General features: G+C 44.9%; 12 protein-coding genes. 9 read left to right on the top strand and 3 right to left on the bottom strand.

The features are described 5' to 3' along the window. Nucleotides 1-63 precede the first annotated feature (63 nt). A complete protein-coding gene (locus tag PCH02S_RS23280) occupies nucleotides 64-1,191 on the bottom strand; it encodes a glycosyltransferase (RefSeq protein WP_127456487.1) in 1,128 nt (375 codons plus the stop codon). 143 nt (nucleotides 1,192-1,334) lie between these two features. On the opposite strand from PCH02S_RS23280, the gene PCH02S_RS23275 reads away from it, so the two are divergent. The 8 genes from PCH02S_RS23275 to PCH02S_RS23240 all read left to right on the top strand — a co-directional run bounded on the left by PCH02S_RS23275 (nucleotide 1,335) and on the right by PCH02S_RS23240 (nucleotide 10,780). Further along, nucleotides 1,335-2,060 carry a glycosyltransferase gene (locus PCH02S_RS23275; RefSeq protein ID WP_246069222.1) on the top strand — a complete coding sequence of 242 codons (726 nt, stop codon included), beginning with the start codon at nucleotides 1,335-1,337 and terminating at the stop codon, nucleotides 2,058-2,060. Nucleotides 2,061-2,064: 4 nt separating this feature from the next. Then, the gene (locus tag PCH02S_RS23270) at nucleotides 2,065-3,150 is read left to right on the top strand and encodes a glycosyltransferase (protein WP_127456485.1); all 1,086 of its coding nucleotides are present in this window, start codon (nucleotides 2,065-2,067) and stop codon (nucleotides 3,148-3,150) included. After that, nucleotides 3,147-5,051 (top strand): glycosyltransferase, encoded by a 1,905-nt coding sequence (locus PCH02S_RS36875; protein WP_307719946.1) that lies wholly within the window; start codon nucleotides 3,147-3,149, stop codon nucleotides 5,049-5,051. Before PCH02S_RS23270 ends, PCH02S_RS36875 begins: the two co-directional genes overlap by 4 nt. A gap of 69 nt (nucleotides 5,052-5,120) precedes the next feature. Then, on the top strand, nucleotides 5,121-5,438 hold the full coding sequence (locus PCH02S_RS23260) for a hypothetical protein (protein WP_127456484.1): 318 nt from the start codon (nucleotides 5,121-5,123) through the stop codon (nucleotides 5,436-5,438). A gap of 68 nt (nucleotides 5,439-5,506) precedes the next feature. Continuing rightward, on the top strand, nucleotides 5,507-5,935 hold the full coding sequence (locus tag PCH02S_RS23255) for a BclA C-terminal domain-containing protein (protein WP_127456483.1): 429 nt from the start codon (nucleotides 5,507-5,509) through the stop codon (nucleotides 5,933-5,935). Between the two features lie 141 nt (nucleotides 5,936-6,076). After that, a complete protein-coding gene (locus PCH02S_RS23250) occupies nucleotides 6,077-8,341 on the top strand; it encodes a type IA DNA topoisomerase (RefSeq protein ID WP_127456482.1) in 2,265 nt (754 codons plus the stop codon). Between the two features lie 15 nt (nucleotides 8,342-8,356). Next, nucleotides 8,357-9,031 carry a uracil-DNA glycosylase gene (locus PCH02S_RS23245; RefSeq protein WP_127456481.1) on the top strand — a complete coding sequence of 225 codons (675 nt, stop codon included), beginning with the start codon at nucleotides 8,357-8,359 and terminating at the stop codon, nucleotides 9,029-9,031. 54 nt (nucleotides 9,032-9,085) lie between these two features. Next, nucleotides 9,086-10,780 (top strand): M3 family oligoendopeptidase, encoded by a 1,695-nt coding sequence (locus tag PCH02S_RS23240; protein ID WP_127456480.1) that lies wholly within the window; start codon nucleotides 9,086-9,088, stop codon nucleotides 10,778-10,780. On the opposite strand, the gene PCH02S_RS23235 is transcribed toward PCH02S_RS23240, so the two are convergent. After that, complete coding sequence (locus tag PCH02S_RS23235) at nucleotides 10,777-11,709, bottom strand: zinc dependent phospholipase C family protein (RefSeq protein WP_127456479.1); 933 nt, start codon at nucleotides 11,707-11,709, stop codon at nucleotides 10,777-10,779. The two genes, PCH02S_RS23240 and PCH02S_RS23235, sit on opposite strands and share 4 nt — an antisense overlap. Nucleotides 11,710-11,912: 203 nt before the next feature. On the opposite strand from PCH02S_RS23235, the gene PCH02S_RS23230 reads away from it, so the two are divergent. Next, complete coding sequence (locus PCH02S_RS23230) at nucleotides 11,913-14,159, top strand: PAS domain S-box protein (protein ID WP_127456478.1); 2,247 nt, start codon at nucleotides 11,913-11,915, stop codon at nucleotides 14,157-14,159. A 56-nt stretch (nucleotides 14,160-14,215) separates the two neighbouring features. Here the strand turns inward: PCH02S_RS23230 and PCH02S_RS23225 are convergent, their stop codons facing one another. Then, complete coding sequence (locus tag PCH02S_RS23225) at nucleotides 14,216-14,446, bottom strand: hypothetical protein (RefSeq protein WP_127456477.1); 231 nt, start codon at nucleotides 14,444-14,446, stop codon at nucleotides 14,216-14,218. Nucleotides 14,447-14,487: the final 41 nt, after the last annotated feature.

Genomic DNA, 14,487 nt, shown 5'->3' with positions numbered 1-14,487 from the left:
GAAATGACATTCCCGGGAGACCGTGAGTGTTTTTAGTGTTGGCTGCATCTGTTTTCTGAAATACTAGGTTTCGATTTCATTCAGTCTGTTAAGCGCTTCGCCGGCAAGGGTATAGGTTGGGGACAACTCGTAGGCCTTTTCATAGGCGTTTATTGCCTCTTGGTCATTTCCTAATTTTTCCCAGCATAAACCTAAATAAAAGTACGCATGAAAGCTGCCTGTACCTCGTAATGTCAGATGTTGCCCTGTTATTTCCCCCGACTCTATGCAATGCCGAAAAACGTCAATTGCCGCAGTGTACCACCCCTTCAAATAGCAAATTACACCTTTATAAAAATGTAGATCGACATAATCGGGATACAACGCAATGGCTTTCTCGATACCGGGCCAGGCGCCATCGATGCTTCCTGTGTTAAAGAGGATGGCATATTTCAGTTTATACAGCATAGAAGGGGGCATTTTTCCCGATTGAATGAAGCGGACAATGGATAGATTCACGTATTCAAATGCTTTGTCATATTGGAACACGCGATAGTACTCGCTGGCTATGTGGTATTCAATCCATGGATTCGAAGTTGCCGCTGGAGCGTTTGCTTCTTGCTGCAGCAGGGTCATATTGCGGGCAAACTTGTTTTTCTGAATCGTAATTGGCTCCAGATACCCGTGGTGAAATAATTTGAGAGGGATCATTTCCAAAAGGTCCGTCATGTCACGGTCAAGGAAAATGTCGTCGATATTTAGTGTTTCATGTATGGCATATTTAAACCTTAGCCCAATGTGATTGCGAAAAAAACGTGGATGTGCAATATGAAATGCTTCGTCTTCATTTGGCGTTTCGCCAATATAATTGACTAAATGGAGGGATAAAATGGAGGCTTGTGTCTCCTGAAGCGCCTTGTGCAAGTCGAAATTACCTAGCGGCGACAGCTCTTCATCGGCATCCAAATAAAGGATCCAATCCGATTTGGCATGCTCTAGCCCATAATTCCTGGCATCTGCAAAATGGTTATTCCATTCGTAAGTAAGGACTGAAGCCCCCATGGAACGGGCAATCTGCACGGTGTTATCCAATGAACCCGTGTCCACGACGATCATTTCATCAATCCAATCTTGGACACTTCGTAAACAGGCTTCAATCAGGCGTTCTTCGTCTCTCACAATCATGCACAGCGAAACTGTTGGGCGGCTCATCCAAAGGCACCTCCGGTTTAATCACTTATGGCCATAGATATGCGCCCACCTTCAATTACATGAAAGAAGGGATGATCACATGCAGCCATGTCCGCTTTGCGAAGCAACAGAAAGCATTATTTTTCATACTTATGAGGTCGCGCATGAAATTTTTTGCGTTGCGGGGCTGCGCCATGAGTAAATTGACACTTTCCATGGTTGTAAAAAACGAAAGCCACCGCTATTTGAGCAAGGCACTACTCCAGCATCGCGACTGGATTGATGAAGCAGTCATTATTGATGACGGAAGTACAGATAATACTTCAGAGATTTGTGAAGAGCTTTTGTCCGGCATCCCTCTGCATTTGATTCGTAATCCTGAATCGCGCTTTGCCAATGAGGTGCAGTTAAGAAAGCAGCAGTGGGAAGCGACAGTGCAGACCAATCCGGAATGGATCCTGAATCTGGATGGCGATGAGCTCTTGGAGGATCAATTTGCCCATCAAGTGCGTGACTTGCTGAGCCACTGTGAACAGGATGCCATCTATTTTCGGTTGTACGATATGTGGAGCGAAACCAGCTATCGGGATGATGCTTACTGGAGTGCCCATCATTATTACCGTCCTTTCCTGATCAGATACAAACCGGATTTTCCATATCTCTGGAAAGAGACACCTCAGCATTGCGGCCGCTTTCCGGCTACAATCAACCAGTTTTCCTATTTATGCCACCCAGCCAGAATCAAGCACTTCGGATGGGCGAAACCGGAAGACAGGATCGAGAAATATGAGCGGTATATGCGGCTTGATCCGAACGCCCAATATGGCTGGAAAGAGCAGTATGATTCCATTCTGGATGAACATCCCAACCTTGTGACTTGGGAGGAATAACCAATTGATAACGATTAGTTTATGTATGATTGTCAAAAATGAGGAGCAGTCCCTGCACCGCTGTCTTCACTCTGTAAGAGAAGTAGCGGATGAAATCGTTATTATAGATACAGGTTCTACGGATAAAACCAAGGAGATAGCTTCTTCTTTTACGGAATTTATCTATGATTTACCATGGAAAGATCATTTCGCGGAGGCCAGGAACTTTGCTTTTTCTAAAGCGACTAAGGACTATCTCTTATGGTTGGATGCGGATGACGAGTTTGAAGAAGCAGATCGACAGAAATTCAAAGCACTTAAAGAGAATTTGGATCCTTCCGTTGACAGCGTGATGATGCCTTATCACTTAGCTTTTGATGCCGATCATAACGTAACAACGAGCCTTAAACGCAATCGTTTAGTCAGGCGGGCAGCCGGGTTTCGTTGGGAAGGTCCCGTGCATGAAGTGCTGATCGTCAGCGGTAACGTGATTCAGTCGGATATTGCCGTTACTCATAAGAAGGATAAGGCATATACCGACCGGAATTTACGGATATATCAAAAACGTGAGTCCGAGAATGAATCCTTTTCCCCACGAGATCTGTACTACTTTGCTAATGAGCTTAAAGATCATGGTCTTCATGAAAAAGCAGTAAAGTATTACGAGCGTTTTCTTGCTACCAAACAGGGATGGCGTGAGGATTGTTTTGCCGCTTGCCTGAAGATGGGGGATTGTTACGGCAATCTAACGAATCGGCAGATGCAGCTGAGGTCTTGGTTTAGAACCTTACTTTACGGGAAGCCAAGAGCGGAGATGATCTGTCGGGTGGGAAACTTTTTCTATGAAGACAACAAGCTGGAACTTGCGATTTACTGGTTTCAGAAAGCAACATCGTTAGGAGAGCCATCCGACTATGCCGGTGTGGTTGATCATGCGGCTTGGACTTGGATGCCGCACCTTCACCTTTGCTTGTGCTATGACCGAATGGGGCAGAAGCAGAAAGCGGAGCTGCATAATGAGATCGCTTATGTTTACAATCCGACTCATCCGAGTATTTTGCATAATAAAGCTTATTTTGCTAATCTCCGTCGAGAGGAGAAGGCACTTTGAGTTCTAAAAAGCGTGTCCTGATTGGAAGCCCCATTCGCCAAGTACCTGAAATTCTTGCTCCATTTCTTACTTCGCTTGCTGAACTTGAGCGCAATAACTTTACGGTGAGCTATTTATTCGTCGATGATAACGAGGTAGAAGCTTCACGACAATTGCTGCTTGATTTCCAAGCGAAACATGACCGGACAGTCATTCACAATGAAGAGATACAGACCCAAACCTATGAGAAAGATGAATTCACTCACTATTGGCCCGAGGATACGATTTGGAAAGTAGCCAGGATGAAGGACGCTATCCTTTCATATGCCTTGGAAAAGAAATTCGATTATGTCTTTCTGATTGACTCCGATCTCGTTTTACACCCGCACACGCTTGAGCAGCTTGTGTCAGCGAACAAAGCGATTATCGCGAACATTTTTTGGACGAAATGGCAGCCGGAAACGATGGAAATGCCCCAGGTTTGGCTGAGCGACCAGTATACGCTGTACCACAAAGGCAGGCAGGAATCCTTATCCGATGAGGAGTCGGCTAGGCGGACTTGGCAGTTCTTCGCTCAACTGAGAATCCCGGGTATTTATGAGGTTGGCGGGCTTGGAGCGTGCACCTTGATCAGCCGCAAAGCCATTCAAGCCGGTGTGCGTTTTGCGGAAATTCCTAATTTATCATTCTGGGGGGAAGACCGGCACTTCTGCATTCGCGCACGTGCGATGGGCTTCTCGCTCTACGTGGATACTCATTTTCCTGCCTATCATATTTATCGCAAGTCAGAATTGGCCGGTGTTGACGCCTATAGGCAAGGCAGCATTGGGGTGAACTCCGATGAACGCAAGATCACAATCAGTTTGTGTCTCATTGTCAAAAATGAAGAAAACGCGCTGCCGATATGTCTCCATTCCGTACGCGGTATTGCTGATGAAATCATAATTGTCGATACGGGCTCTACGGACAGCACGAAGGAAATTGCCGCCAGATATACCGACCGAATTTATGATTTTGCTTGGGTGGATGATTTTGCCGCAGCCAGAAACTTTGCTTTTTCCCAAGCGACAAAGCAGTACATTCTATGGTTGGACGCTGATGATACGCTGACAGAGAAAGACCGGCTGTTATTTCTCGAATTAATTCGGACGCTGGAGCCGCTTGTGGATCGCGTGTCGATGAATTATAACCTCAGCTTTGATGAGAATCAGAATGTGACATATAGTCTGCGCAGAAACCGGCTAGTTCGCCGAGATTGCCAGTTTCAATGGATTGGCGCTGTGCATGAATATTTAGAGGCAAGCGGATCCGTGCTCCATAGCGAAATTGCGGTCACACACCGGAAAGATAAGCTGCATACGGATCGCAATTTACAAATCTATCGGAAGAAACTTGCCGGAGGAGAGACGCTAAGTTTACGTGATCAATTTTATTATGCTAACGAATGTAGAGAACATGGTCATTATGAGGAAGCCGTGACGTATTATGAAGATTTCCTTCAATCGCCAGACGGTTGGTTGGAAGATAAAATCGCTGCTTCCCTTCATTTGGCAACCTGTTACAGCCATTTAGGTAAGAGAGATGAACAGCTAATGGCTTTGTTCAAGTCCTTCGAATTCGATACGCCTCGTGCAGATTGCTGCTGCAGGATCGGGTCTATTTTTCTGGAGGAACAAGATTATTTACATGCGATTTATTGGTATGAGTCCGCTGCGCAGTTATCCAAACCGAAGGAATCGATGGGCTTTATGGATCACTCGTCCTGGACGTGGTTGCCGCATGTTCAGCTTTGTTTGTGTTACGACCGGATCGGCAATCTGGATAAGGCGAAATTTCATCATGATATTTCTTATTCATACAATCCCAAACACCCATCCGTCATTCATAATCAACGTTATTTTGAGCAAATTGGAGTTAAATAGAGATGAAAAAAAAGTTCGATAAAACAAGTTCTGTAGCATATATATTAGCAAACGAAGGAACTTGAGCCGATAGGAGGGAAAGCGAATATACCTAATATTACTCCCATAATATCACTTACATTAGGCGGGACTGTGAATTTATTATTAGCTTCAATCGCTTTGGAAGAACTTGCCTTGGCGCATATCGTCAATGCGGAAGCAGAGAAGATCCAATATGTGGTTGGTACATTATTCCCGGCGGTTACGCCACCAACGACTACTATCTCAAATTTGTTGCTGATAAATGACAGTGTTAGGAAAACGTTACAAGACGTGATAAAGAAAGAAATGCTGCTGCAATTTAAGATGGAAAATATTTTGGATCATTTCCCAAATGAAGTGACTTAGATTGTTTTGCAAAAAGAGCCCGAAAGGGCTTTTTTGTTTTTAATTTCCAAATAGAGGCTGAAAAAATCATGAATACAACAGGTGATACAGGAACCAGTCTGACCGCGAATTCAGCGTTTGCATCAAACACGTCAGGCACGTTATTAGTTGTACTCGGCGGACTTAATATTCCGCTGCCGAATAACCAAGACATTGGCCCCGGAATTACAATTAATGGTGCTAATACAACTTTTACGCTCGCGAATGCAGGTCGATATTACATTTCCTATAAATTAAGCGCCACGGCAGGCGTACTCGCGCAGACGCGCGTTATGCTAAACGGCGTAGCCATTCCAGCGTCCGTGACATCACCTGCGGTTGCCACGTCATCTTATTTAGCAGATTTTATTGTTACGGTTACGGCAGGATCCACCATTATTCTCCAAATGTTCGGAGTGGTTGCAACGGTCGTGTTATCGCCTCCGGGAGCGACAATCAATATCATTCGACTTAGCTGATCAAGTGATAAAAGGACATCTTACTGGACTGTAAAAATCATAAATTGAACCTTTGCCATATTGCAGACGCTTATAAAGTGGGATACACTGAGTCGATAGATGAGATCCATTTAGAAAGAATGAGTAAGGAGCGATACTCTTTTGAAGACACTTATTATTGCGGAAAAACCGGACATGGGGCGAAATATAGCCGCCGCAATAGAACCTAAAGCCAAAAATCTTAGGTCCTATCTGGAGGGTGAGCAGTACATTATCACCTGGGCGATCGGACACTTAATCGAGTTGGCTGAACCAGATCAATATGATGAGAAATATAAAAAATGGAACATAAGCCATCTGCCGATTATTCCTGATGAGTTTAAGCTGATTCCCAACCCGCGGACGTATGATCAATTGAAGGTAATTGCTGAACTAGCGAAAAAGTGCGATCAACTCGTCAACGCGTGTGATGCGGGGCGAGAGGGCCAGCATATTTTCTCTTTGATCCAGCGGCACTTAGGACTGAAGCAGCCGGTGAAACGTCTTTGGATTTCGGACTTAACGTCGGAAACGATTCGCCATGGCTTCGCAACGTTGAAAGACGGATCCGAATATGAGAATTTGACCCGGGCTGCACGCTCCCGAAGTGAAGCGGATTGGTTGATCGGCATGAATGGCTCGCGTGCTTTTACAACAAAGCATAACGTCCTGCTTTCAGTAGGCCGCGTTCAAACGCCGGTCCTTGCGCTCATCTATGATCGCCAGAAACAGATTGAAGCCTTTTCCTCACTCAAGTTTTACGAGCTGGAGGGCTACTTCACACAAGGCGATACCACGTATAGAGGCATGTGGCAGGGCGAACGCTTAACAGATCAACAGAAAGTGGAGGCCTTAGCGGCCAAGGTGAAGGGGAAACCGGCGCGCATTATTTCGTATGAAGTAAAGGAAACGAAGGAATACCCCTTTAAATTGTATGATTTAACGCTGCTGCAGCGCGAGGCGAACGGGAAATATGCTTTCTCGGCCAAGAAAACGCTCGATACCGCACAGTCGCTTTATGAGAAACATAAGGTCATTTCGTATCCCAGAACAAATTCCAACTATGTCACGGAGCAAAATATTCCGGAAATGCATAAGTCGTTATCGGCTTTGCAAGGCACGGCGTATCATGACCTTGTGCAGGGAGCTAACCGCAATCTGGTGCACAAAAACAATAAAAATATATGCAACCCGTCCAAGGTGGAAGACCATCATGCGATTTTGCCGACGAATCGTAAGGCATCTGGACTCACGCCGGATGAACAGAAATTGTACGATTTGATTGTGAGACGTTTCTTATCGCAATTTTATCCGCCTGCTGAATATAAAGTTCACACGGTCATGACCGAGGTCGAGCAGGAGATGTTCAAGACGACGGTGAAAGAACTTCTCCATTTGGGCTGGAAGGTCATTTATGCCGATCAGAAAAAAGAAAAGCCCAAAAGCTCCAAAGGCAAAGAGAAGGAAGAAGAAGAAGACGAAGAGGTTGAAGTCAGCGAACCCTTCTCCATCGATGCGCAAGGTCAAGTTGTTTGCAGCGATGCTGTTGTCAAAGAGAAAGATACCCAGCCGCCAAAGCATTTCAACGAAGGCACACTGCTTAAAGCGATGGAAAGCGCAGGCAAGCAGATTGAGGACGAGGAGCTTCGCGATGCAATGAAGGATTCTGGTCTCGGGACACCAGCGACACGCGCAGCAACAATTGAACGTTTGAAGAAGGTAGGCTATATTGACATGCAGGGCAAAAAGATTGTCCTTACCCAGAAGGGCAGAATGGCTGTCGAACTCATTCGCGGAGCCGGCATTGAGCTGCTTACTTCTCCGGAAATGACGGGCCAATGGGAACGCAGGCTGAACGAGATCTCCCGCGGCACGGCGTCGGACGAGCAGTTTATGCACAATGTCAAAAGGTTTGCGACATTAATCGTCGACAAAGTCCGCGTGCAGCCCAGAGCTGCCAAAACAGCCTTCGAAGGTGAAACGCCTGCTCCTGCGGGAACGAAGAGAGGAACCGCGGCACGTGCGAAATCATCTGCTCCTTCGGGCAGCGCCAAGGCTAAAACAGCGTCCAAGAAATCGGCGGATGCCAACAGCAGCCCTTCGGATGGTACCAACTCCTTCCTGGCAGCTTGTCCACGGCGGGGCTGCGGCGGCTCCCTTTTTATGGGGCGTAAAGGTTATGGGTGCTCTCATTACAAAGAAGGCTGCAAGTTTGTCATCTGGAAGGAAAGTTTTGGCCGGAATTTGACCGATACACAGGTGCAGGCACTTGTTCAAAAAGGGAAAACGACGAAACTAAAGCTCGTACTTCCAGACGGAACAGCAGCAGACGGACGTATTATATTGAAAAACATTGATACAGGAGAGCTTGGCACGGAAACAGAGTAATGGGGGACACCAAACGTGTTTGATTTAACAAACGATTGGGCTAAAGTAGTGGGTTCCGAGTTTGAAGAGCCTTATTTTCAAGCATTATGTGATTTTCTTAACGAAGAATACCGAGTTACAACCATTTATCCCGAACAAAATGAAGTTTTGAATGCTTTGCAATTAACCTCCTATGAAGCAACGAAAGTTGTCATACTGGGACAAGATCCTTATCACGGAAGAGGCCAAGCGCATGGCCTCAGTTTTTCCGTTAAACCCGGCATCACACCACCGCCGTCCTTACAAAATATGTACAAAGAATTGCAGTCCGATCTGGGCTGCTTTATTCCCAATAATGGCTATTTAGTGAATTGGGCCAAGCAAGGCGTACTTCTCCTAAATACGGTGTTGACTGTTCGAGAGGACACACCTAATTCCCATAAAGGGAAGGGATGGGAGCGTTTTACGGACAAAGTGATTGAGGCATTGAATTCACGGGAACAGCCGGTTATTTTTGTCTTGTGGGGAAGCCATGCCCAAGCCAAGGAGCGGCTCATTCATACAAACCGGCACTTTATTCTAAAATCTGTTCATCCTAGTCCGCTTTCTTCTTATCGCGGATTTTTTGGCAGTAAGCCATTTTCGCAGGTTAATAAGCTCCTTAAGGAGCTAGGCAGTCAGGAAATTAATTGGCAAATCCCCAATTTATGAGGTATAATGAAGAGGCAGCCGTTACATTGAATAAAATGCGAGGGAGAGAAGTCAATGAAATTTCAAGACTTTACCTATGTAAGACCCGAATTTAGCACATTTGAAGCGGCGTTTAAAGAGCTTTTAGAACAGTTCAAGCAAGCAGGTTCTTTTGAGGAGCAGGACCAAGCGATGGAAGCTATCGTAAAGCTTCGGAGTGAGCAAGAGTCAATGGAATCTATTGCACGAATTCGGCACACCGTGGATACGACGGATGAATTTTATAAAGCGGAACAAGAATATTTAGATGAAATTGAACCTTTATATCAAGGGTCCATCACTGAATTCTACAAAGCGTTGATCGGTTCGGCCTATCGTGCTGAACTGGAAGCCAAATGGGGCAAGCAATTGTTCAGAATTGCTGCTTTATCGCTCAAAACCTTCTCACCGGAAATTGTTGAAGATCTCGTCCAAGAAAATAAACTGGCCAGCGAATATTCCAAGCTGCTTGCTTCGGCAAAGCTGGTTTATGCAGGAGAAGAACGAAATTTATCACAGCTGATCCCTTTTCAATTATCAACAGACCGAAATGTTCGCAAAGAATCGAATGATGTAAAATATAACTTTTTTATCGAAAATGAAGCGAAATTGGATGACCTCTATGATCAGCTGGTCAAGGTTCGTACGGCTATTGCTAAGAAGCTTGGATACAGCAATTTTGTAGAACTGGCCTATGCGCGCATGAACCGCTCCGATTATAATGCCAAGGACGTGGAAGCGTTCCGCAATCAAGTATTGGAACATATTGTACCCGCGGCTACGAAATTGAAGGAACGGCAGAAAGCTAGAATCGGCGTAGACGCTCTTCATTACTACGATGATAAGTTCGGCTTCCCGTCCGGAAATGCAACACCAAAAGGGAATGCCGATTGGATTGTCGAGCAAGCACGGAAGATGTATGCGGAGTTGTCGCCGGAAACGGATGAATTTTTCACATTTATGATCGAAAATGGTTTGATGGATCTAGTGGCTAAGAAGGGGAAACGAGTTGGGGGCTACTGCTCTTATATTAGTACATACCAAGCACCATTTATTTTCTCGAATTTTAACGGTACATCAGGAGACATTGATGTCTTAACGCATGAAGTTGGCCATGCCTTCCAAGGTTATAGCTCCAGAGAGTTTCAAGTGCCTGAATATGTTTTTCCAACCTTGGAGGCTTGCGAAATCCATTCTATGAGCATGGAGTTCCTGGCTTGGCCTTGGATGTCACTATTTTTCGAAGAAGAAACGGATAAATATAAATTTAAACATTTGAGCGAATCTCTGTTGTTTATTCCTTATGGCGTAGCGGTTGATGAATTCCAACACCGCATCTATGAGCAGCCTGAACTGACGCCAGTGGAACGCAAACTTGTTTGGCGCGAGATTGAACGGAAATATTTGCCACATCGTGTTTATGAAGATAACGACTTTTTGGAAAGAGGAGGCTTCTGGCAGCAGCAGCCGCACATTTACAAAAGCCCGTTCTACTACATCGACTACACGCTCGCGCAAGTATGTGCGTTTCAGTTCTGGAAACGGGCAAATGAAAATCCGGAGCAAGCCTGGGAAGATTATTTAAGATTATGCCAGCAAGGAGGAAGCCAAAGCTTCACGGAACTTGTTCAAGTAGCGAACTTGATCTCGCCTTTCCATGATGGCTGCGTAGCTTCTGTAATCGGGCAAATCGAGAATTGGCTCAATCAAGTCGACGACTCGAACCTTTAAAGCATGGGCTTCACATGCGTGATTTCCAGACCGCTGTCGCAGTCTTTCCCGGTTTCGTAAGAGCGATTGCCTAGAACGGCAGTAAAGGTTTGCAGGTCGGCAGACGAACCTCTCAGTAAAACTTGAATTGCCGCTTGGAGGACGGTTCCACCATCTGCCATAGCTATATTCCATAAGTCCCAGATGCTATGCGTATAGGTCTCTTCTAGCGATGTCGGACAGTTCCAAACCGTGTGGGCTTCGTTTAAATAGTCGAGCGGAGCCACACGCTTTTTATAAACCAACGGCGATATTTTACCGAAGGTTAATACCCTCTTGATTCCTTTGGGATCGTGAAAAAGACGCTGTGCTTTAATCAGATCATAGTAAGCGTCGTTCCAATCTTTCTCCGTAATGTTCGTAGCGATGTCCGGGTAGTTGTTAGCCGTTGCTTGCATTAGAGCAGGTGCAACGCCAAGCGGCAGCTTTTCACCCACAAAAATTTCTTTCCAAACCGGTGTTTTCCATGTCTGAACTCCACGTTTGCGTTTGACGATCAGAGTGTCCATAATGATTTCAAAACGTTGATGATCCCATTTCTTGAAACCTGATTTATAGAAAACATATGGATGCATGTTACGGTCTAAAATATGGTGCGTAATGAATCCAAGTACATAAACAACGGCCGGATTATATAGACCGCGGCCTTGCACCTGTCGTAGTAAATTCTCCAGGAATGGACCGCAATTTTTTGCATGCATGAGACTTCCTAATTGATTTAGCGTTATATCCTTTTTCCAAGGCAAGAAATTATGGTAGAACAAGAAGTCCGGCCCTTGACAGCCAAGGGAGAAAACCTGTCGCAGTTGTCTGTCATTGAGCATTTGGTCATGACCCAGTTGCGCCATCAATTCTTGGCCGAATATGAGATGAGTCCAGATGTTTGGCAAGCTGTCATTCCTCCTTCGTACAACCCGTTAAAAGATAGTGTGACCACTTACATTCTAACATAACAATTACGCTCAAGGTCACATATCGCGAATAATTTATGTTCCAACAGCTTCTATAGAAGGAATAATATGCAAGTTGTCGAATTCAAAAAACGATCGGTACTGAAAGCCATCCAATGCATATCTATGATAGGAGATAACGTATGAATAGGGTCAATAATCCGCAGGATCGTTCAAACCGTGCAGATCCTGACAATATTCAGGGTTTGCTTTCGAGCACAGAACCGTCTTTTGCCGCAGTTTTCGAATTCACCACGATGGGTATCGCCATTATTTCGCTGAACGGGTTATGGATGAGAGTGAATACGAGTTTATGCACCTTAACCGGCTATGCGGAGGAAGAGTTAGTCAATAGGGAGCTACATGCGATATTTTCGCAGGATGAAGCCGAGGAATTAGAAGCTTATTTCGAGCAAATGCTCGCTGGAGATACAAGCTTCTATCAACTTGAGAAAAAATTGATTCGCAAAGATGGGAGCATCGCCTGGGTGGAATTCAGGATCTCTTTAATGAGAGATTCACAGGATGAACCGTTTTATTTTATGTCTCAAATCAATTATCTTTCACAAAAAACGGAAATGGAACGGAAGCTTGCAGAAAGTGAGCAGAGATATAAATCATTAATCGAGCATAATCCTGCCGGAATTCTCACCTGTGATCTTAAAGGGATGATTAAAAGTGTGAATCCCGCCATGGAAAGGATTCTGGGGTATACGGAGCGCGAGATGGTAGGTCAGTCCATAAACCACCTGTGGAAGCAGGATCATCATGTAAATAATTGGATCGATAGCATCGTTTCTAAGAGCGATAATTACATGCTCCGAGTTAAGCATAAAAACGGTGAGCAGATTGAGTTAGGCTTGAAGAACGTGCCCATTATCGTTGATGGCATGAATGAAGGGATATATGTGATTGCCAGAGACATTACCCAGCATAACAAAGATCGCGAATCCCTGCGGGTTGCTCAACAGGATTTACACGATACGGTACGCAGACAGCAAGGCATGACGATGAAGTTTAGACAAATGCAAGGAAAATTCATTCACACGTTATGCGACGGCGAGCTTCTCTATCGATTGGGATTTCAACCTTCGAATATCCTTGGCAATCATCTCTATGAAATTTGGCCGTATTCTATGGCTGTTAATATGGATTCGTTTTACCGCAGGGCGTGGAATGGCGAGGAAAATGTCATGTATGAAGCGACCTTTCGTGGAATTACTTACCTAACTTCCTTGCGACCGATTTTTGAAAATGGCCGCGTCATTGAAGTTATCGGATCCTGTGTGGATATTACGGAACGAAAACGTATGGAAACTGAACTTAGAGAGACCAAGGATCTTCTTGAATCATTCATCAGCAATACGACAGATGCCATTTGTGTGCTTGATTTACGTGCTAGAGTTATTTCGGTCAATGGGGCTTACGAGCAAATATTTGGTTGGCACCAAGATGAATTATTGAATAAGCCGCTGCCGATTTATCCTGATTTCCTGGAGGAACAGCGCAAAGAAATCTATGACATGCTGAAGGCTGGCAAGCAGATTTCTGGGCTTGAGACCGTCAGACTGCGGAAGGATGGACAGCTTGTACATGTGAGCGTAACAAAAACGCCGATCAAAAATGAAAAAGGCGAAATTATTGGCTTCGCCGGCATCTCAAGAGACATAACAGAACGGAATCGAACGGAGGAATTGTTACGTAAATCGGATAAGCTATCTGTCGCAGGACAATTAGCCGCAGGATTAGCGCACGAAATCAGAAACCCCCTCACTTCACTTCGCGGCTTCTTGCAGCTGCTGCAAAATGACGTAAAGGGGAAACAGCACTATTTTGATATCATGCTCTCCGAACTGGATCGAATTAATTTTATCGTCAGTGAATTTCTTTTGATTGCCAAGCCGGAGGCGATTCATTACAAAAAAAGCGATCTGAAGGAGATTCTTCAATCGGTTACTGCTCTGCTCGAAACGCAGGCCGTGTTATGCGATGTGGAGCTTGTCTTGGAATTTGAAACGGAGAGCACACAGCTTGTTTGTTCGGAAATGCATTTGAAGCAATTATTTATTAATTTGGTTAAAAATGCGATGGAAGCCATTGCGAAGGATGGGCAAATCAAACTGACGGTTTCCCTGCAAGGTGACGATTGGATAAGGGTTCGGACAGAAGACAACGGCTGCGGCATTCCGGATGACCGATTAAAGCAATTAGGGGAACCATTTTACACGACGAAGGAAAAGGGGACAGGTCTCGGATTAATGATGTGTTTTAAAATTGTTGAGGCTCATAAAGGGACAATGACCATCCAGAGCCATTTAGGAGAAGGAACGGTCATTGATGTGTGTTTACCTACGCTGACAAGTGGACAAAACATCATGGAATGGAACTGAAGTTCGCGTGAAAAAACCGTCTTTCCACTAATGGAGAAGGGCGGTTTTTTCGTTAATTAGAAACTGATGCTGAATTCATTGGATTCACGGGAATACCATTTTGAAATCGATGCGTCTTGCTCATTGTGGATTCGTACTTCATCAGGCGTATATTTGACAATAATCCCTGAGCTGACCTGATAATAAACGCCTAGAGGATCTAACGACCAAACATAGACAGGTGTTTTGGTCAAGGCTGCAATAAAAAGCTCTATATCTGTATCCAGTAGTTTGGTTCCGTAAATCATCGACACACCTCTGTCTTATTTTTTTATGAACTTGCACTTAT

This window comes from Paenibacillus chondroitinus NBRC 15376, assembly GCF_004000765.1.
Classification (GTDB): domain Bacteria; phylum Bacillota; class Bacilli; order Paenibacillales; family NBRC-103111; genus Paenibacillus_E; species Paenibacillus_E chondroitinus.
This window is presented reverse-complemented; position numbering and strand designations above follow the sequence as displayed.